The sequence below is a fragment of the Mesorhizobium sp. BR1-1-2 genome (assembly GCF_020165435.1).
In the GTDB taxonomy this organism is placed as follows: domain Bacteria; phylum Pseudomonadota; class Alphaproteobacteria; order Rhizobiales; family Rhizobiaceae; genus Mesorhizobium.
On the sequence record NZ_JAIUID010000006.1, the window covers coordinates 444,654 to 463,463 of the forward strand.

Below are 18,810 nucleotides of genomic sequence, written 5' to 3' on the forward strand. Positions count from 1 at the left end.
GCTGCCATCAATCCAATTCTGCGAAGGCGGCTTCATGCGCATTCTCTTGACCAATGACGACGGGATTCATGCCGAGGGCCTGGCGTCGCTCGAGCGCGTCGCGCGCACATTGTCCGACGATGTCTGGGTGGTGGCGCCGGAGCAGGACCAGTCCGGCTATGCGCACTCGCTGTCGATCTCGGAGCCGCTGCGGCTGAGGAAAATCGGCGAGAAGCATTTTGCCGTCCGCGGCACGCCGACCGACTGCGTCATCATGGGCGTCAAGAAGGTCCTGCCCGGCGCGCCCGACCTGATCCTGTCTGGCATCAATTCCGGCGCCAACATCGCCGACGACGTCACCTATTCGGGGACTGTCGCCGGCGCGATGGAGGGCGCGTTGCTCGGCATACGCTCGATCGCACTCAGCCAGGGTTACAGCACTGTCGGCGAGGACCGCGTGGTCCCTTACGAGACCACCGAGGCGCTGGCGCCGGCGCTGCTCAAGAAACTCGTCGCGACGCCGTTGCCGGATGGCGTGCTGCTCAACGTCAATTTTCCGAACTGCCTGCCTGAAGAGGTCGCCGGCACGGTGGTCACCTCGCAGGGCAAGCTCGTGCACAGCCTGTGGGTCGACGAACGCCGCGACGGGCGCGGCCTGCCTTACTACTGGCTGCGCTTCGGCCGCGAGCCGGTCGAGGGCAAGCAAGGCACCGACCTTTTTGCCCTGCGCAATCGCCTGGTATCGGTGACGCCGTTGCAGCTCGACCTCACCGCGCATGAGATTCGTGACCAACTGAGCAAGGCCCTTGCATGAACCTGCCAATCGATGACCGAGAAGGATTTGCGGCCTTCCTGCTGCGCCTGCGCGGCAGGGGGACCGTGCCGAAGGCGCTGATCGCGGCTTTCGAGGCGACGCCGCGGCGCGGCTTCCTCGCCGCCCAATTCCATTCCATCGCCTGGTCGGACCGCATGCTGCCGATCGAGTGCGGCGAAGCGATCGAGGGTGCGGACATGCAGGCGGCGGTGATCGCCGCACTCGCCATCGAAGTCGGCAACCGCGTGCTCGAGATCGGCACGGGCTCCGGTTATACGGCAGCGGTGATGTCGCGCCTGGCGGGCCGGGTCGTCACCATCGACCGCTACAAGACGCTGGTCGAACAGGCCAGGCAGCGGTTCGAGGCGCTCGGCATCGGCAACGTCATTGCGCGCCAGGTGGACGGTTCCTCCGGTTTGGCTGCCGAAGGACCGTTCGACCGGATCGTCGCCTGGGCCGCCTTCGACAGCCTGCCGCGCTTCCTGCTCGACCAATTGTCGAGCGGCGGCATCGTGATCGCGCCGATCGGACCGGAGGAGGGCGAGCAGGTGCTGGCCAAGCTCACCAAGGTCGGCAGCCGTTTCGAGCGCGAGGATATCGGCCTCGTGCGCCTGCAGCCGGTATTGCGCAGCTTGGCGGCCGTTATCTAGGTTTGTAGACTCACATCGACAAGCCAGAGGCGCCACGCGGCTTGTTGGGGAGAAGTGGCTCGATCACGCGCCACTCGAAGTCGGTTAGGTCATATCGACTTACGCGGAGCTGAATCAGGTTCCGTCGCAATATAAAAGCCGCCAGTCGGATACGGCCCAAAACTGCCATCCGAACTTATCCGCCCCGCTTAACGCTGATGCAACCAACGCGTGCTAACGGTGGTGCGTGCAAGCGTCATCGGCAGGGGATATCGATATGAATGATCGTCGGCTGCCATGGCGTTACAAAGCGCTCATAGCCGCCAGCCTCGCGATTGTCATAGCAGGCATTCTGTTGCGGCCCATATATCCGAAGAGCATTTTTATCGCGATGTTTGTTATGTCCGTAATGCTTATGGCTTTATCGGTTAAGATGGTGCTGGGGGCGCTGAAGGAGCCATTCACGTCGAGGCACGACAAGAGTATGTTCCTCATCATTGCTCTCATGGCCTTAGGCGCAAGCGCTTATGGAATCTTTCTAACGCTGCACTCCGTATTGAGATGAAGTGAGCCAGAGGGCCGCTTCCCACACATCTCGGCCACTGCGCCTTTATGAGTTCACGGCCTAGCTTCGGGAAGGTTGCTTCGCCCGCCATACCGGGGGCGGTTTGGTGTGCCGATCAGCCGAGTTGGCCGTCCCCAAATATTTTAAGAAAATTTGCGTCTGATTCTAATGGGTTAACCGACCAGTAACATTAACGCGCTTTAATCCTGTCCAGTTGGTGCAGAGTTTGTGCGGGTTAGTGCGATGCAACTCAGTGTTTTGAAGGCAAACAGTCGCAATTTGGCGCGGGGCTGCGCTGTTCTCATGATCGCGGGTGCTGCGGCTGGGTGCAGCTCGCAAGTATCGCGGTTCAACGGCGTCGACGACGTCTTCACCTCCTCGACAAACAACCAGCGCGCCATCATCAACAAGCAGGATGCCGTGCAACAGCCCTATCCGGGCGATGTCGCCGCCGCGCCGCTCGATGGCAGCCACACGCAGTCGGTCAGCCGCTCCAGCCTCGAACCTGTTTCGACGCGGCCGCTGCCGCCGCCGGTCGCCCAGGCACAGCCGGCTCCGGCGCTGGCACCCGCCGCCAATCCGGTACGTGTTGCATCGGCGCCCGCTCTGGTGCGCCCGGCACCGCATGTCGACCGGACGACGACCGGCACGGTTGCTCCCGCGGCCAAGCCGTTCAAGGATGCCCAGCCCGACGCCAAGATGGCCGGCACGCCGCACGCTACCGAAATCGTCGTCAGGGACGGTGAAACGATCTCCGGCCTGGCGCAACACTACAAGGTGCCGGCCGACGTGATCATGAAGGTCAACGGGCTGAGCGCGACCAAGGGACTGAAGACCGGCCAGAAGATCATCATTCCGGCCTACGCCTATTCCAGCAAGGCCGAGCCCAAGGTGGCCGATGCCAAGCCCGCCAATGGCAAGCGCGACTTGCCGGCCACCGCGCCGGACAAGGTCGCCGTGCTGCCGCAGCAGCCGAAGCTCAAGGAGGGCAAGCCGGCCGCGCAGGTCGATGCTTCGGCCGCGGCGAACAAGCCGAAGGACAACAAGCCCGCGCCGCAAATGGCCGCCGCCGCGCCCAAGGCCGGCGCCGGCGGCACCTATACGGTGCAATCGGGCGATACGCTTTCCTCGATCGCCAGGAAGACCGGGGTCGGCGTTGTCGCCATCAAGCAGGCGAACGGCATGCAGGACGGCTTGCTGAAGATCGGCCAGATCCTGAAGGTGCCGGCGGGTGGAACAGCGACCGTCGCCGCCGCCAAGCCGGCGAAGGTCGATCCGGTAACCACGGCCACCACGCAGCCTCCCGTGAAGGCAACGCCGTCGGAAACGTTGGCGTCCTACACGCCGCCGAAGAAAGACGCGAAAGTCATTCAGCAGGCCGAGGACGACGATATTGCGGCACCCGACGCTACGGGCATCGGCAAGATGCGCTGGCCGGTGCGTGGTCGCGTCATTTCCGGCTTCGGCTCCGGCAAGGACGGTGTCGACATCGCCGTGCCAACAGGCACGCCGGTCAAGGCGGCGGAGAACGGCGTCGTCATCTATGCCGGCGACGGCCTCAAGGAATTCGGCAATACGGTGCTGGTGCGGCACGAGAACGGCCTGGTCACCGTCTATGGCCATGCCAGCTCGATCGAGGTCCAGCGCGGCCAGAAGGTCAAGCGCGGCCAGGAGATCGCGCTGTCGGGCATGAGCGGCACGACGGACTCGCCGAAGCTGCACTTCGAAGTGCGCAAGAACTCGGCCCCGGTCGATCCCTCCGGCTATCTCGAATAGTCGGGGTTATTTCGAATAGAATAAAAAAAGCGATTTGCGGGCCGCCTGACCTCCAGTCCGGCCCGCCGGCTCGGCCCGCCCCGCAAGGAGCGGGCTTTTTCAGTTGATTGCGGGATCCACGTCGTTGTTTCCATATATGTCGCCGTTCCAAATTCGGGGGGCGCCGTCAGAAAAGCGATTATCTGCATTTTAACTAATATAGAGGAAAGTCATTTTCGGCGCTCTGCAAGGAGAGTGGAATGACTGAATTTGTCGAAGAGGATGAACTTCCGTCTGCCAGTCCAACCCATCGCTGGCAATCGCATGTGCGAGCGACTGCTTTAATTGTCGCGCCGGTCATTTCGATCGGATGTGCCGCTCTGGCCGGTTATTTCTCCTATGCGGTGATCAATACCAAGCCGCCCACGGACATGTCCAAGCTGGCCATTTCCATCCTGAAATCAGGCGATGCTTCACCGGAAATGCAAGCCTGGGCGACCGATGCGCTCGGCATACAAACCGATATTCCCATGGTCCTGGGAAGCATAAAGCCTGTGCGGGAATGAACACGATATAGAAACCAGCGTCCCCGGACGGGGTCGGCCACGAACTTTTGTGGCGGCTCCTGCCGTCGCTCGGTCGACCCGCCTAGTCCTTCAACGGCTTGCCGAGCCGGCCAGCCAGGTCCTGCGTGAACTGCCAGGCGACGCGGCCCGAGCGGCTGCCGCGTGTCGTCGCCCATTCCAGCGCCTCGGCTCGCAACTGCTCGGGGTCGATGTCGAGCCCATGATGGTTGGCATAGCCGTTGACCATTTCGAGATATTCGTCCTGCGAACATTTGTGAAAGCCAAGCCACAAGCCGAAGCGATCGGAAAGCGAAACCTTCTCCTCGACCGCCTCGGACGGATTGATGGCGGTGGAGCGCTCATTGTCGATCATGTCGCGCGGCAGAAGATGGCGGCGGTTCGATGTGGCGTAGAAGATGACATTGGCCGGGCGGCCCTCGACGCCGCCTTCGAGCGCTGCCTTCAATGATTTGTAGGAGGTATCGTCATGGTCAAAGGAGAGGTCGTCGCAAAACAGGATGAAGCGGTAAGGCGCGGCCTTCAGCAGCGTCATCAGCTTCGGCAGCGTATCGATATCCTCGCGATGGATCTCGATCAGCTTGAGCGGACGGTCGAGTTTCGGCGAGGCGTTGATTGCGGCATGCACAGCCTTGACCAGCGACGATTTGCCCATGCCGCGCGCGCCCCACAAAAGCACGTTGTTGGCGGCGTAGCCGGCGGCGAAGCGCTCTGTGTTGTCGACGAGGATGTCGCGCACGCGGTCGACGCCGCGGATCAGGCCGATATCGACGCGGTTCACCTTGCGCACCGGCTCCAGGTAACCCGGATCCGCCTGCCAGACGAAACAATCGGCTCCGCCAAGGTCGGTTTCGGGCACAGGCGGCGGGGCGAGGCGGCTGACCGCCTCGATCAGACGGTCGAGTTTCTGGTTCAAGGCGTCGATGCTGATATCGGTCATCTCTGGTCTTTGCTTCGGTTCTTGCGTGGGGCAGGTTCGACCCCGGCGGTTTCGAAAATCGGCTGCAACCGTTTGTTCGAGCGTGATCTTTTGCGAAAACCCGCTCGCGCTTTTCGCGGCCATGCTCTAACACGGGCGAACAAGCCGGAAAAGCAGCCGATTTGCCCGGCCACGCAGTTGCATTGGCAACTTTACCGACTATATTCCGGCCAAATTTCGCGGGGCTGCCAAATCCACTGAACCCTTTGGCGGCTGTTTTCAAAATTCAGGAGTACCTCGATGTTCGTGACACCGGCATATGCCCAAGGCATTGGGGCTTCACCCGATATGTTCATCAGCATTTTGCCGTTTGTCCTGATCTTCGTGATCATGTATTTTCTCATCATCCGGCCGCAGCGCACGCAGCTGAAGAAGCGCGGCGAGATGCTTGCCGCGGTACGCCGCGGCGACACGGTCGTCACCGGCGGCGGCTTCGTCGGCAAGGTGACCAAGGTGATCGACGACAATGAGCTCGAGATCGATCTCGGCGGCGGCACCAAGGTGACGGCGCTGCGCTCGACGATCGCCGATGTGCGTGTCAAGGGCGAGCCGGTGGCGAACCAGAACGCCAAGAAATAACCAAATTCCAGGCGGAGCGATCCGCGGACACGCTCTGACGGACGACGCTATATGCTTTATTTCTCGCGCTTCAAGATGATCCTGATCTGGCTGGCCGTGGCCGCCACAGTGGTCCTCGCCGCGCCCAATCTCATTCCTGCAAGCACGCTGGCGCAGCTTCCGAGCTGGGTGCCCAAGCGGCAGATGACGCTTGGCCTCGACCTGCAGGGCGGCTCGCACATCCTGCTCCAGATGGATCAGAACGACCTGGTCAAGGCGCAGCTGGAGACGACGCGCGACGAGATCCGGACGCTGCTGCGCGAGGCCAAGATAGGCTATACGGGCCTGGCGGGCACGGGCAGGACCGTGCAGGTCCGCATACAGGATCCTAACCAGCTCGACGCGGCCAAGACGGCGCTGAAGCCGCTGACCGAGCCGGTCGCCGCCAGCCTGTTCACCGGCGGCTCCGTCCAGGAGATGGCGCTGGACGATTCCGAGCCCGGCCTGCTCAAGTTCAGCGTGACCGACGCCGGCATAAAATATCGCACCTCGGCTGCGTTGGCGCAGTCGATCGAGGTCGTGGAACGCCGCGTCAACGAACTCGGCACCACCGAACCGATCGTGCAGCGGCAGGGGGATGACCGCATCCTGGTGCAGGTGCCCGGTTTGCAGGACCCGCAAAGGCTGAAGGAAATCATCGGCCAGACCGCCAAGCTGACCTTCCAGATGGTGGACGAATCGATGCCGGTGCAGGATGCGCTGAAGGGCCGTCCGCCGGCCGGTTCGTCGATCCTCTATTCGCAGGACGATCCGCCGGTTCCCTACCTGATCGAAAACCGCGTCATCGTTTCCGGCGAAGACCTCTCCAAGGCGACCGCAACCTACAATTCGCAGACCAACGAGCCGGTGGTTTCCTTCACCTTCAACTCGCGCGGCGCGACACGGTTCGGGCAGGCGACATCGCAGAATGTCGGCAAGCTGTTCGCCATCATCCTCGACAACCAGGTGATTTCGGCGCCGCAGATCCGCGAGCCGATCCTGGGCGGCACCGGCCAGATCTCAGGCAATTTCACGGCCGAGAGCGCCAACGACCTCGCCGTCCTGCTGCGCGCAGGCGCGCTGCCGGCAAAGCTGACCGTGATCGAAGAGCGCACGGTAGGCCCGGGCCTAGGCCAGGATTCCATCCATGCCGGCAAGGTCGCCGGCATCATCGGCTCTATCCTCGTCGTCGCCTTCATGTTCGTCGCCTACGGCTTCCTCGGCTTCCTCGCCAACATCGCGCTGGCGGTGCACGTGGCGATGATCGTCGGGTTGCTGTCGCTGCTTGGCGCGACGCTGACCTTGCCGGGCATTGCCGGTATCGTGCTGACCATCGGCATGGCCGTCGATTCAAACGTTCTGATCTACGAGCGTATCCGCGAGGAGCGGCGAAACGGCCGCTCCGTGATCCAGGCGATCGATACCGGTTTCAGCAAGGCGCTGGCGACGATCGTCGATTCCAACGTCACCTCGCTGATCGCGACCGTGGTGCTGTTCTATCTCGGAACCGGGCCGGTGAAGGGCTTTGCCATCACCTACGCCATCGGCATCCTGACCACGGTGTTCACCGCTTTCACCTTTACCCGGCTGCTGGTGTCCATCTGGCTGCGCCGCGCCCGCCCGAAGGAATTGCCGCGGGCGCCGGTGACCTTCATTCCGCCCGGCACGAAGATCCCGTTCATGGGTATCCGCCGCTGGACCTTCGCGCTGTCGAGCCTGCTGTCGGTCCTGTCGGTGGTGCTGTTCATGACCGTCGACATCAACTACGGCATCGATTTCAAGGGCGGATCGCTGATCGAGGTGAAGTCCAAGAGCGGCAATGCCGATCTTGCCGACATCAGAGCCAGGCTCTCCGAACTGAATATCGGCGAAGTGCAGGTGCAGCAATTCGGCGAGCCGAACGACGTGCTGATCCGTGTCGGCACGCAGGACGGCGGCGAGAATGCCGAGCAGACCGTCATCGACAAGGTTCGTGGCGAGTTGCAGGACAATTACGATTTCCGCCGCGTCGAGGTGGTGGGACCGACCGTGTCGGGGGAACTGGCCAAGCAAGGTACGATCGCCATGCTGGTCGCGCTGGTGGGCATCCTGATCTATGTCTGGTTCCGCTTCGAATGGCAGTTCGCGGTCGGCGCCATCGTGGCGACCGTTCACGACGTGGTCATGACCATAGGCTTCTTCGTCATCACCGGGCTGGAGTTCAACCAATCGTCGCTGGCGGCGATCCTGACCATCATCGGCTATTCGCTGAACGACACGATCGTGGTCTATGACCGCGTTCGTGAGGACCTCAGGAAATACAAGAAGATGCCGCTGCCGCAGCTCCTCAACAACGCCATCAACGAGACGCTGTCGCGAACGACGCTGACCTCGGTGACGACGATCCTGGCGCTCCTGGCGCTGGTGCTGTTCGGCGGCGAGGTGATCCGCTCGTTCACGATGGCAATGTTGTTCGGCGTGGTGTTCGGCACCTATTCGTCGATCTTCATCGCCGCACCGCTGCTGATCCTGTTCAAGCTGCGGCCGCAGGCCGCGAGCTCGGACGAGGAAAAGCCGGTCGGCGGCGGCAAGGCGGTCGCGACCTGACGCGCGGCCCGAAGGGCGGATAGGCAGGGATGGCCAAAGGCATCGTCATCCGCGAGGCGCATTTCCCCGGCCGCGCCCCTATCGAGGCGTATGGCAATGGCGGCTTCCGCTTCGCCGACATGTCGCATCGCGGTTCGCTTCTGTGCCTGCCGTCGGGCATCCATGGCTGGGAGCCGGCGGACCCATCTGCGCTGACGGTGGCGGATTTCGAACGGCTGCTGGCCCAGGCCGATAAGATCGAAATCCTGCTGGTCGGCACGGGCAGGGATTTGCGGCCCTTGCCGGCGCAGCTTCGCGCCGCCTTGAAGGCCGCGGGCATAGCCGCCGACCCGATGGCGACCGGTGCAGCGGTGCGGACATATAATGTCCTGCTCGCCGAGGATCGCGCGGTCGCCGCCGCGCTGATCGCCGTCGACTGACGTGGACCACAGGGGCGAAATCGTCATGGGCGCCGTGCGCGCCGCCGACCATGACCGCTATCTCAGCGCGCTCTATGCGCCAACCGACAAGCGCGACGCGCTGTTTTCGCTCTACGCCTTCAATGCCGAACTAGCGGGCATTCGCGATCGTATCCGCGAGGCCTTGCCGGGCGAGGTGCGCTTGCAATGGTGGCGCGATGTCATCGCAGCCGAAGGGGCCGAGACGGGCCATCCGATCGCGGATGCGCTGAAGGCCACGATTTCCAGGTACAGCCTGCCGAAGCCGGCATTCGAGAATATGCTCGAGGCCCGGATCTTCGACCTCTATGACGACCCGATGCCGTCGCGAACCGATCTCGAAGGCTATTGCGGCGAAACGGCAGCCGCGCTCATTCAACTGGCGGCAATGGTGCTGGATCCGGGAGAAGCGCCACGTTTCGCCGAACTGGCGGGCAGGGCTGGTTGCGCGCAGGCGATTACGGGACTGTTGCTCCTGCTGCCGCTGCATCGCAGGCGCGGGCAGTGTTTTGTTCCGGCCGACATCCTGGCCGCGGCGGGTTCTTCTCCGGAGGAATTCGTCACCGACGATGGTGGACCAGGTGCGCAGCGCGCCGTCGCCGCCATGATCGCGCTGGCGTGGGAGCATCTCTCGGCCTTCGAGAAAGGCGCATCGGGTCTGCCGGCTTCGCTGCGTCCGGCCTTTCTGCCGCTGGTCCTGTCGCGAGCCTACCTGACGAAAATGGAACGCGGTTCGCCGCTCGACGGCACGGTGCGACTCTCGACCATACGCCGCCACTGGCTCATGCTGGGTCGCGCGATGGTGGGCTGGCCAGCACTTTGACGTAAACGTCAATTATGCTAAGGAATCGCTCGACCGGGAACTGTTGCCAAGACAACAGGCCGGATGGAGGAGACGCCTGTCCATGAGCCTGCCCGTGCTGGTCGTGATCGTCGTATTCGGCATCGCGCTGTCGGTCGCCGCCGTTCATTTCACCGGCGGCAGCCGCGAGGCCAGGCTGGCCGATGCGGAGCAGGCGCGAGAGCGTTTTGCCGAGGATTTTCCGGATGAACCGGCGGCCGCCATCCGCCTCACATCCGATGGCCGGACCGCGTTCCTGGAACTCGGGCGCGGGCGCCTCGGCATCGTCCAGAGCATCGGAGACCGTTTCCTGACGCGTATCGTCACGCCGCGCGATGTATTGGCACGGAGTTACGATGGTGCCGGCACGATTGCGCTGCGCCTTGCCGATTTCACCTGGAAAGGCGGCCGCTTCGCCTTCGCCAACGCTGCCGACGCGCACGCTGTGCTAAGAGTTCTTCAGCCGCAGCATGTGAGTTCGACGAAGAGGGCGGCGTGATGGACGACTACAATTTTCCGCAGGTCACGCAGCTTGCCATCCCGTTCTTCGTCGCAGCGATCCTGATCGAGCTGTGGCTGGTGCGTACCGGCCGGGCCAAGGGCTCGTTCGAGACGCGCGACACGCTGACCAGCCTGATGATGGGCACCGGCAATGTCGTTGCCGGGCTGCTGCTCGGCGTCGTCTCCTACTGGGCGCTGCTGTGGCTCTGGCAGTTCCGTTTCTTCGACCTCGGCCTGTCGATCTGGGTGTTCCTGGCGGCCTTCCTGCTCGATGATTTGCGCTATTATGTCTACCACCGCATCGCGCATCGGGTGCGTTGGGTGTGGGCCGAGCACGTCAACCACCATTCCAGCCAGCACTACAATCTGTCGACGGCACTCAGGCAGAGCTGGACGGGCCTGTTCACCTTCATGTTCGTGCTGCAGGCGCCGCTGGTACTGCTCGGCTTCCATCCGGCGGTGATTGCCTTCACCTTCGGCTTCAACCTGGTCTGGCAGTTCTGGATCCACACCGAGACGATCGGCAAGACGTGGGGCTGGTTCGAATTCGTCTTCAACACGCCCTCGCATCACCGCGTCCACCACGCCACCAATCCGCGCTACCTCGACGCCAACTACGCCGGCACGCTGATCATCTGGGACCGGATGTTCGGCACCTTCGTCGAGGAGTTGGAAGAGGATCGGCCGCGCTACGGCATCGTGAAAAACCTTGGCACCTTCAATCCGCTGAAAGTGGCTTTCCACGAATGGATCGGCATGTTCAGGGATGCCTTCGCACCTGATCTGACCCTGAGCGACCGGCTGAATTACCTGATCAAGCCGCCCGGCTGGAGCCATGACGGCTCGCGCGAAACCTCCGAGAGCCTGAAAGCAGCCTATGTCAGGCGAAATCCTGGCGAGGCGGGGAAGCCGGGACTGCCGATGGCGGGCGCCCGGCCGGCGGAGTAGCTGTTTCGTGGGCCAATCTTGGGAAGGGCCTGATCCGCCATCTCGTATCAATGTCTCGTAGTCGCGGCCGCCGTAGAAGATGTTGACGATGCGAATGATGTCGCTCTCGATTACATAGGCTATGACGGCGGAGTGCTCGAACGGAACGGTTCGCAGTCCCGGCACGATGTCGTCGTGTAGGCGACCGCCACGAGGTGCGTTGCCGATGTTTTGACAACGCACTTTGATTCGGTCGACAAATTGAATGGCGATGTGCTCGCTTCCGCTCTGGTCGAGAATATAGCTGGCAATCGAATTCAGATCGGCGAGCGCCTCTTCGTTAAGAATGACGGCGAGACGCTGGATCATCGCTCTCTCTCGCCAGCTTCGAGATTCGCGTTTTTATTCTCTCGACCGCTTCGTCCAATGGAACACCCGGCCTCGTGTCCTCGATCGACGCCTTCACGCGCGCCCGGATCGACGCCATGCGTTCGGCATGCTCGTCCTCTTCGCGCTGGAAAGCGCGAAGCGCAGCGCGGATGACTTCGCTCGCCGAGCCGAAGGAACCGTCCTCGACTTTTTCGCGGATCATGCGCGCCATGGCGGGCGTGACGGTGACGGACAGTTTCTCGGCTGGTTCCATGCGATGACTCCCATGATCGAGCGAGTAGGATACTATCCTACTTTCCCGCGGCAGGCCAATCTGAAAGGTTATTCCGCCGCTTGAGCTTGCGCCGGCAACCCCAGCCATTGCCGGCAATCACCCAGAGCACGCGACGTGATCGCGTGCCTTTTGGCAACTGTCTTGTCCTTGCCGCGCAGGCGTTTGCCTTCGATCTTCACCACCTCGACAGGCGGGAACAGTCCGAAATTGACGTTCATCGGCTGGAAAGAGCGCTTTCCCGGCTCGTCATCCGAAACAATATGACCGCCGGTGATGTGGTTGAGCAGCGCTCCGAACGCCGTGGTGAGTGGCGGCAGCGACGGCGCGTGGCCGAGCCGCTCGGCGGCGGCGAAGCGGCCGGCCAGCAGGCCGATGGCGGCGCTTTCGACATAGCCTTCGCAACCAGTGATCTGGCCGGCGAAACGCAAGCCGGGGCGCGACTTCAGCTGCAGCGAGCCGTCGAGCAAGGTCGGCGAGTTGATGTAGGTATTGCGATGCAGGCCGCCGAGGCGGGCGAATTCGGCGTTCTCCAAGCCAGGAATCGTGCGGAAAATGCGCACCTGCTCGGCATGCTTCAATTTGGTCTGAAAGCCGACCATGTTGTAGAGCGTGCCCAGCGCATTGTCCTGCCGCAGTTGCACGACGGCATAGGCCTTGACGGTCGGATTGTGCGCATTGGTGAGGCCCATCGGCTTCATCGGCCCGTAGCGCAGCGTCTCGACGCCACGCTCGGCCATGATTTCGATTGGCAGGCAGCCGTCGAAATAGGGTGTGCCTTCCCATTGCTTGAATTCGGTTTTCTGGCCGTCCACCAGTGCCTGCACGAAGGCAAGATACTGGTCCTTGTCCATGGGGCAGTTGATGTAGTCCTTGCCGGTGCCGCCGGGCCCAACCTTGTCGTAGCGGGACTGGAACCAGCAGGTGTCCATGTCGATCGTGTCGAAATGGATGATCGGCGCGATCGCATCGAAGAAGGCGAGCGCATCGGCGCCCGTCGCTTCGGCAATCGACTGTGCGAGCGAGGGTGCGGTCAGCGGGCCGGTGGCGATGACGGCCTGGTCCCATTCGACCGGCGGCAAGCCGGGAACTTCCTCGCGCTGGATGGAGATCAGCGGATGTGCCTCGATCCTGGCCGTCACCGCGTCGGAAAATCCGTCGCGGTCCACGGCCAGCGCGCCGCCGGCCGGCACCTGGTTGGCGTCGCCGGCGCTCATGATCAGCGACCCGGCCAGCCGCATTTCGGCATGCAAAAGACCGACGGCGTTGTTCTCGGCGTCGTCGGAGCGGAAAGAATTGGAACAGACGAGTTCGGCCAGGCCCTCGGTCTTGTGCGCCTCGGTGCCGCGAACGGGCCGCATTTCATGCAGCACAACGGGAACGCCGGCTTGGGCCGCCTGCCATGCGGCTTCCGATCCGGCGAGGCCGCCGCCGACGATGTGGATGGGATTTTTGCTCATGAGCGCCGGAATAATCGCTTGGGGGAACGATTGCAATTGCCGCGCCTGGGGCGACGTGGCCGTGACGGCGAAAGCTGCCCCTGAAAACAACAACACCCGCCGGGGGAGGAGGTCCGGCGGGTGTCGTTTTTGGGGTCGACCCTCGGGAGGAGGTGAAGGCCGACCATATTCGTCATCGCCGGGGAGGAGGTCGGCTCTGACGAAATTCGTTTTGCCATTTTGGAAGGGGGCAAAGCCCTCTGGAGCAAAATTCATTTTGCTCCGGGGAAACAACGCCCGCCGCGGGAGGAGGTGCGGCGGGCGCCGTTTGGGTGGCCAACCTTCGGGAGGAGGTGAAGGTTGGGCCTATTCGTCATCGCCGGGGAGGAGGTCGGCTCTGACGAAATTCTTTTTGCCATTTGAAAGGGGGCAAACCCTCTGGAGCAAAATTCATTTTGCTCCGGGGAAACAACGCCCGCCGCGGGAGGAGGTGCGGCGGGCGCCGTTTTGGTGGTCAACCCTTGGGAGGAGGTAAGGGGTGACCGTATTCGTCAGGGTCGGGGAGGAGGTCGACCCTGGCGAAATTCCGTTGGTTAGATCGCCTGGCGAGCGATGATCTTGATTTCGTCGCGGACGATGCCGAGATCATGCAGCTGGCGGTTGGAAAGGCGACCCAGCTCGGTAACCGTCTCGCGATAAACGCGCCAGTTACGATAGTTGCGGATCAGGTTCATTGTCATGCTCTTCTCAAAACTGGTTCGGACCATTCGCGGTCCGAAGGATTAGACCGCCTTGCGAGCGACGTAAGGAATGTCGCTGCGGCTGATGCCGAGGTCGGTCAGTTCACGGTTGCTCAGGCGGCTCAGCTCGGAAACGGTGTCCCGGTAGCGGCGCCAGTTGCGGTAGTTGCGGATCAGGTTCATGGTAGTTCTCGTTTCGTCTTTTCTTGCGGATCATTCCGTTTGTGTACGAACCATAAATAGGCGGGCTCATATCGATTTAAAAGCGCTATGGCTGCATGGCAGCAATGCAAATTGTGCAATGCAACATTAACAAGCCTTCACGGAGCTGACACAAAGAAGCCAGAATCAGAAAGTGCCGTGACGTCAACGGTTTGGCAGCTCCAGCTGAAAAACCGACCAAGCAGCGGGGGGAAGACATGGCGGGCTACGCGACACGGGTCAGGTCGGACATTGCGCGATGGTTCGAGGCCGGACTGATCGACGCCCCGACGGCCGATGCATTGAGGCGCGACGTCGAGGCCAACGCGCGCCAGTCGTTGAGCTTCGGTTCGATCCTGGCGATGATGGCGGCGCTGCTGTTCGGCGCGGCCATCCTGATCTTCGTCGCCGCCAACTGGGAAGCCATTCCGCGGCTGGCGCGGGTGGCCGCGCTCTTTGCCGTCATCCTTGGCGGCTATGTCGGCGGTGCTGTGCTGAAGACGCGCGACCATGCGGCGATCGGCGAGGCTCTGTGGATCGTGGCGGCGGCTGCTTTCGGCGGTTCGATCGCGCTGATCGGCCAGATGTACCATCTGTCGGGCGACGAGGCCTCGGCCTTGATCACCTGGGGCGCCGGCACCGCATTGGCGGCGGTGGCGCTGCGGTCAAATCCGCTGACCGTCGCTTCGGTCGGCATCGCCGACGCCTGGCTATTCCTGAAAGGGTTCGACTATTTCAACCGCAGCGAATTTCCGCATCTCTTCCTCGTCATGGCCGTCGTGCTGTTCGCCGTTTCATTCTGGACCCGCAGCCAGGCGGCGCGGCACCTGATCATCCTGTCGCTGCTCTTCTATCTTGTGCTGGTCGCCGTGGATCACGAGACGCTGCCGGTGGCGATCCCGCTGGTCGTCGTGTCGGTATTGTTGTTCGTGGCCGCCGTCTTCGCGCCGGAACCGGTCGAGCGGATCGTGCAGCTTGGCGGCCGCTTGCCGCTGCATGCCCTGCTTGGCTTCCTCACCGGGCTGGCCATCATCCAGTTCGAACTGGCCGACGAAAGCAGCTATAACAGCGGTTTCGCCATTGCCTCGGTCGTCGCGCTGGCCGGCATCGTCGCCGCCATTGTGCTCGCAGGGCGCGAGAGCCGTGGCCTGCGCTGGCTTGCCTATCTCGGCTTCGCCTTCGAACTCGCCATGATCTATGTCGTGACCCTGCAATCGATGCTCGACACGGCCGGCTTCTTCCTTGCCGCGGCGGTGCTGCTTGGCATCCTTGCGATCGTCATCATCCGCGTGGAGAAACGCATGAAGGGTCCGGCCACCGGAGGAGCCACGGCATGATCACCGGAAAGAGGCTTGTTATCTCGGCGTTGGTGCTAGCGCTCGTCCAGGTCGGCTTCCTGGGCTGGATCATCGCCGGCCGGGCGGCGATCCTGCGCAATGGCAAGGACGTGCTGCTGAAGATCGAGCCGGTCGATCCGCGCGACCTGCTTCGCGGCGACTATGTGATGCTCGGCTACGACATCTCGCGCATACCGGTGAAGATGATCGCCAACATCCCGCCCGGAAAACTCTCCAGCGACGACACCTCGATCGTCGTCCGCCTGAAGAAGGACGCCGACGGCTACTGGACGCCGAGCACTGCCTGGTTCGGCACGGCGCCGACACCGGCCGGTGCCGACGAGGCCGACATTCGCGGTCATGTCGCCGAAGGCTGGGATCTTCGCGGCGAGGGAATGACGATCGCGCCGGATTACGGCATCGAACGGTTCTACCTGCCGGAAGGCGAGGGGACGGCAATCCAGAACGACATGCGGGTGCGCCCGTTCGGCATCCGTCTTGCGCTGGCCCGCGACGGCACCGCCCAGATCAAGGCGCTGGTGGACGGCGACAGGACGCTGTTTCAGGAGCCGTTATATTAAGGTGTGCTACGGGGTGGCCGCCATCCATGGCTTGAAGAGCCAAGGGCGGCGCGGCCTCGAAGCTCACGCCTTGGAATGGCTGGAACGTCCTGAACGTCGATCGATCTCAGGGGCAATTTCCGGCATTCGCGTCTCGCCACTGGATTGTGTTGCATGATGGGTATACGCTCAACGCTGGCGGTGGCATTCAGAAAGATGGAAGCCGATGGCGACGGGGTACTTGGACCACCAGTTGGAGTGCCCCTTTTGCGGCACGATAAGACTGCGGATTCCTGCCGATGCCGAACCTTCGACCAGCATCCGGTGTGACGACTGCGGCCAGTATCTTGGCACATGGGACGAATTGCAGGATGATTTCCAGCGCCAAGGCGGCAATGACGGCATCTTCCGCCTCGACAAGGGGCGCATCAAGAAGCTCGCCTAAGACGGTTTCCTGATTTTTTGCCGGGCGCCGCGGACTAGCCGCGAAACATCGTCATGCCGGCATTCAGTGGTGCGCGTGAAGGGACTCGAACCCCCAAGCCTTGCGGCGGCAGGACCTAAACCTGCTGTGTCTACCAGTTCCACCACACGCGCCTCAGGCGGGCTGTAGCAGAGCCTCGCCGGACTTGTCGAGGTCTTGGGACTGAGGTGAGATACCGCATCGTTCCCTGAACATCGCGGCGGCCGCCATCCCTGCCGGTTCGTCACGTCCGCATGGTTCCGGCGATAGCCATCATTCTGTCAATGTCAGGGCCGAAATGATGGTTATTCGCCTAAACGCGAAGATGGTTGAAAATTGGCCTCGCCTGTGACAAAAGGCGTGTCGAATGTGACGGGACGCGACGATCCGCTTCTGCAAAATGTGATAAGAAGTAGGAAAAACAAAGACTTATTCACATTTTGGAACGCAGTTTGGAAGAGTTTGAGCCGTATTTCCGGTCAAATCGCCAGGTTCCGTACCAAAAGCCATTCCCGGCAAGATTATACCGGCAGGCTGTGAACGGCGGAGAGCCGTTTGGCAGCCTCATTGGTGGAAACAAAGGTTTTACGATGCAGGTCACCGAAACACTTAATTCCGGTCTCAAGCGCGAGATCAAGATCACCGTGCCGGCCGGTGACATGGAAGCCAAGCTGATGGCGCGGTTGACCGACGCCAGGAACAAGGTTCGCATCAACGGCTTCCGTCCCGGCAAGGTGCCGGTGCAGCACCTGCGCAAGGTCTATGGCAAGTCGTTCATGGCCGAGGTGGTCAACGAGATCCTCAACGATTCGACCCGGTCGATCATTTCGGGCCGCGGCGAAAAAGCCGCCATGCAGCCCGAAGTCATCATGACCGAGGACGAGAAGGAAGCCGAGAAGATCCTGGCCGGCGGCGCCGACTTCGAATTCCGTCTCAATTACGAGATCATCCCGGCCATCGAGATCAAGGATTTTTCCGACATCAAGGTGACACGCCAGGTGTTCGACGTGCCTGAGGCCGAGATCGACGAGCAGGTCAAGCGCGTCGCTGAATCGGCGCGCAGCTACGAGCCGAAGACCGGCAAGGCGGCCGAAGGCGACCGCGTCAGCATCGACTATGTCGGCAAGATCGACGGCGAGGCCTTTGCCGGCGGCGCCGGCACCGATCAGCCGCTGGTGCTTGGCTCCAAGGAATTCATTCCGGGCTTCGAGGATCAGCTCATCGGCAGCAAGGCGGGCGACGAGAAGCAGGTCACCGTGACCTTCCCGGAAAACTACCAGGCGGCGCATCTGGCCGGCAAGGAAGCGACCTTCGACGTCACGGTCAAGGAAGTGTCCAAGCCGGGTGAGCTGGAAATCAATGACGAGACCGCGAAGAATCTCGGTCTGGAGTCGCTGGAACGTCTGCGCGAGATCGTGCGCGGCCAGATAGAGAGCCAGTTCGGCTCGATGACGCGCCAGAAGGTCAAGCGCCAGCTGCTCGACCAGCTCGATGCGGCCTATTCGTTCGAGGCGCCGTCGAAGCTCGTCGAGGCCGAGTTCAACAACATCTGGGCGCAGGTCAACCGCGATCTGGAAGCGGCCGGCCGCACCTTCGCCGATGAAGAGACGACCGAGGAAGAAGCCCGCGCCGAATATATGCGGCTCGCCGAGCGCCGCGTGCGCCTTGGCCTCGTGCTGGCCGAGATCGGCGAGAAGGCCGGCGTCACCGTCTCGGACGAGGAATTGCAGCGCGGCCTGTTCGAGCAGGTTCGCCGCTTCCCGGCCAACCAGCAGCAGGAAGCCTTCGAGTTCTACCGCAACAATCCCGAGGCGCTGAATGCGCTGCGCGCGCCGATGTTCGAGGAGAAGGTCGTCGATCACCTGCTCGGGCAGATCTCGGTCACCGACGTCAAGGTCAGCAAGGAAGAGCTGATGGCGGACGACGAGGAAGCCGAGACCGCGACCAAGGCGAAGCCGGCGAAGAAGGCCGCGTCGAAGAAGACTGAAGACAAGAAGAGCGACGACGCGGAAGAGCCGAAGAAGAAGGCGGCGCCGAAGAAAAAGGCCGCGAAGGACGCCGAATAAATCCCGACTTGATGGAACTGACGAAGGCCGCCCCTTGAGGCGGCCTTTTTCGTTGCGAAACTGCAACAGCCGATCCGTTTCGCGGATGGTGACCATTGTCGATACCAAGCATTGATCACTATCTGCGCTTCTGCTGCAAACCACAGGGT

General features: G+C 62.3%; 20 protein-coding genes, 1 tRNA gene and 1 pseudogene. 15 read left to right on the plus strand and 7 right to left on the minus strand.

Annotated elements, in window-relative coordinates; all coding sequences use genetic code 11:
* Nucleotides 1–34: 34 nt before the first annotated feature.
* The 5 genes from surE to LB551_RS17435 all read left to right on the plus strand — a co-directional run bounded on the left by surE (nucleotide 35) and on the right by LB551_RS17435 (nucleotide 4,308).
* A complete protein-coding gene (surE, locus tag LB551_RS17415) occupies nucleotides 35–793 on the plus strand; it encodes a 5'/3'-nucleotidase SurE (protein ID WP_140551461.1) in 759 nt (252 codons plus the stop codon).
* On the plus strand, nucleotides 790–1,443 hold the full coding sequence (locus LB551_RS17420) for a protein-L-isoaspartate(D-aspartate) O-methyltransferase (RefSeq protein ID WP_140551462.1): 654 nt from the start codon (nucleotides 790–792) through the stop codon (nucleotides 1,441–1,443). The genes surE and LB551_RS17420 overlap by 4 nt, the downstream gene beginning before the upstream one ends.
* A gap of 256 nt (nucleotides 1,444–1,699) precedes the next feature.
* Nucleotides 1,700–1,987: a hypothetical protein gene (locus tag LB551_RS17425; protein ID WP_224659972.1), complete on the plus strand. Its 288-nt coding sequence runs from the start codon at nucleotides 1,700–1,702 to the stop codon at nucleotides 1,985–1,987.
* A gap of 243 nt (nucleotides 1,988–2,230) precedes the next feature.
* On the plus strand, nucleotides 2,231–3,763 hold the full coding sequence (locus LB551_RS17430) for a LysM peptidoglycan-binding domain-containing M23 family metallopeptidase (RefSeq protein WP_224659973.1): 1,533 nt from the start codon (nucleotides 2,231–2,233) through the stop codon (nucleotides 3,761–3,763).
* Nucleotides 3,764–4,002: 239 nt separating this feature from the next.
* Nucleotides 4,003–4,308: a hypothetical protein gene (locus LB551_RS17435; RefSeq protein WP_224659974.1), complete on the plus strand. Its 306-nt coding sequence runs from the start codon at nucleotides 4,003–4,005 to the stop codon at nucleotides 4,306–4,308.
* 82 nt (nucleotides 4,309–4,390) lie between these two features.
* On the opposite strand, the gene LB551_RS17440 is transcribed toward LB551_RS17435, so the two are convergent.
* Nucleotides 4,391–5,266 carry an ATP-binding protein gene (locus tag LB551_RS17440; RefSeq protein ID WP_224659975.1) on the minus strand — a complete coding sequence of 292 codons (876 nt, stop codon included), beginning with the start codon at nucleotides 5,264–5,266 and terminating at the stop codon, nucleotides 4,391–4,393.
* A gap of 279 nt (nucleotides 5,267–5,545) precedes the next feature.
* On the opposite strand from LB551_RS17440, the gene yajC reads away from it, so the two are divergent.
* The 6 genes from yajC to LB551_RS17470 all read left to right on the plus strand — a co-directional run bounded on the left by yajC (nucleotide 5,546) and on the right by LB551_RS17470 (nucleotide 11,215).
* A complete protein-coding gene (gene yajC / locus LB551_RS17445; RefSeq protein WP_027024896.1) occupies nucleotides 5,546–5,884 on the plus strand; it encodes a preprotein translocase subunit YajC in 339 nt (112 codons plus the stop codon).
* A gap of 51 nt (nucleotides 5,885–5,935) precedes the next feature.
* On the plus strand, nucleotides 5,936–8,488 hold the full coding sequence (gene secDF / locus LB551_RS17450) for a protein translocase subunit SecDF (RefSeq protein WP_224659976.1): 2,553 nt from the start codon (nucleotides 5,936–5,938) through the stop codon (nucleotides 8,486–8,488).
* Nucleotides 8,489–8,517: 29 nt separating this feature from the next.
* Nucleotides 8,518–8,907, plus strand: coding sequence for an Mth938-like domain-containing protein (locus tag LB551_RS17455; protein ID WP_224659977.1), 390 nt, complete (start codon nucleotides 8,518–8,520; stop codon nucleotides 8,905–8,907).
* 25 nt (nucleotides 8,908–8,932) lie between these two features.
* Entirely contained in the window at nucleotides 8,933–9,748 is an 816-nt protein-coding gene (locus LB551_RS17460) for a phytoene/squalene synthase family protein (protein WP_224659978.1), read from the plus strand.
* Nucleotides 9,749–9,830: 82 nt separating this feature from the next.
* On the plus strand, nucleotides 9,831–10,265 hold the full coding sequence (locus tag LB551_RS17465; RefSeq protein ID WP_224659979.1) for a type II secretion system protein: 435 nt from the start codon (nucleotides 9,831–9,833) through the stop codon (nucleotides 10,263–10,265).
* Nucleotides 10,265–11,215 (plus strand): sterol desaturase family protein, encoded by a 951-nt coding sequence (locus LB551_RS17470; protein WP_224659980.1) that lies wholly within the window; start codon nucleotides 10,265–10,267, stop codon nucleotides 11,213–11,215. The genes LB551_RS17465 and LB551_RS17470 overlap by 1 nt, the downstream gene beginning before the upstream one ends.
* Before the next feature lie 117 nt (nucleotides 11,216–11,332).
* Here the strand turns inward: LB551_RS17470 and LB551_RS17475 are convergent.
* From LB551_RS17475 to LB551_RS17495, 5 genes and pseudogenes are all read right to left on the minus strand, one after another.
* Nucleotides 11,333–11,563, minus strand: a pseudogene (locus tag LB551_RS17475) (type II toxin-antitoxin system RelE/ParE family toxin); the annotation flags it as partial.
* Nucleotides 11,535–11,837 carry a type II toxin-antitoxin system ParD family antitoxin gene (locus LB551_RS17480; RefSeq protein WP_224659981.1) on the minus strand — a complete coding sequence of 101 codons (303 nt, stop codon included), beginning with the start codon at nucleotides 11,835–11,837 and terminating at the stop codon, nucleotides 11,535–11,537. The gene LB551_RS17480 and the pseudogene LB551_RS17475, both read right to left, overlap by 29 nt.
* A gap of 68 nt (nucleotides 11,838–11,905) precedes the next feature.
* Nucleotides 11,906–13,315, minus strand: coding sequence for a methylenetetrahydrofolate--tRNA-(uracil(54)-C(5))-methyltransferase (FADH(2)-oxidizing) TrmFO (gene trmFO, locus LB551_RS17485; RefSeq protein ID WP_224659982.1), 1,410 nt, complete (start codon nucleotides 13,313–13,315; stop codon nucleotides 11,906–11,908).
* Between the two features lie 572 nt (nucleotides 13,316–13,887).
* A complete protein-coding gene (locus LB551_RS17490) occupies nucleotides 13,888–14,028 on the minus strand; it encodes a DUF1127 domain-containing protein (protein ID WP_013531314.1) in 141 nt (46 codons plus the stop codon).
* Nucleotides 14,029–14,076: 48 nt separating this feature from the next.
* A complete protein-coding gene (locus tag LB551_RS17495) occupies nucleotides 14,077–14,217 on the minus strand; it encodes a DUF1127 domain-containing protein (protein WP_013531315.1) in 141 nt (46 codons plus the stop codon).
* Nucleotides 14,218–14,453: 236 nt separating this feature from the next.
* Here LB551_RS17495 and LB551_RS17500 point away from each other — a divergent pair, with 236 nt between their 5' ends.
* The 3 genes from LB551_RS17500 to LB551_RS17510 all read left to right on the plus strand — a co-directional run bounded on the left by LB551_RS17500 (nucleotide 14,454) and on the right by LB551_RS17510 (nucleotide 16,577).
* Nucleotides 14,454–15,572, plus strand: coding sequence for a DUF2157 domain-containing protein (locus tag LB551_RS17500; protein ID WP_224659983.1), 1,119 nt, complete (start codon nucleotides 14,454–14,456; stop codon nucleotides 15,570–15,572).
* Complete coding sequence (locus LB551_RS17505) at nucleotides 15,569–16,153, plus strand: GDYXXLXY domain-containing protein (RefSeq protein ID WP_224659984.1); 585 nt, start codon at nucleotides 15,569–15,571, stop codon at nucleotides 16,151–16,153. The genes LB551_RS17500 and LB551_RS17505 overlap by 4 nt, the downstream gene beginning before the upstream one ends.
* 205 nt (nucleotides 16,154–16,358) lie before the next feature.
* A complete protein-coding gene (locus tag LB551_RS17510) occupies nucleotides 16,359–16,577 on the plus strand; it encodes a hypothetical protein (protein ID WP_140551475.1) in 219 nt (72 codons plus the stop codon).
* A gap of 67 nt (nucleotides 16,578–16,644) precedes the next feature.
* On the opposite strand, the gene LB551_RS17515 is transcribed toward LB551_RS17510, so the two are convergent.
* Nucleotides 16,645–16,729 (minus strand) — tRNA-Leu (locus LB551_RS17515).
* Nucleotides 16,730–17,185: 456 nt separating this feature from the next.
* Between LB551_RS17515 and tig the strand changes: the two genes are divergently transcribed.
* Entirely contained in the window at nucleotides 17,186–18,661 is a 1,476-nt protein-coding gene (gene tig / locus LB551_RS17520) for a trigger factor (RefSeq protein ID WP_140551476.1), read from the plus strand.
* The last annotated feature ends 149 nt before the right edge of the window (nucleotides 18,662–18,810 follow it).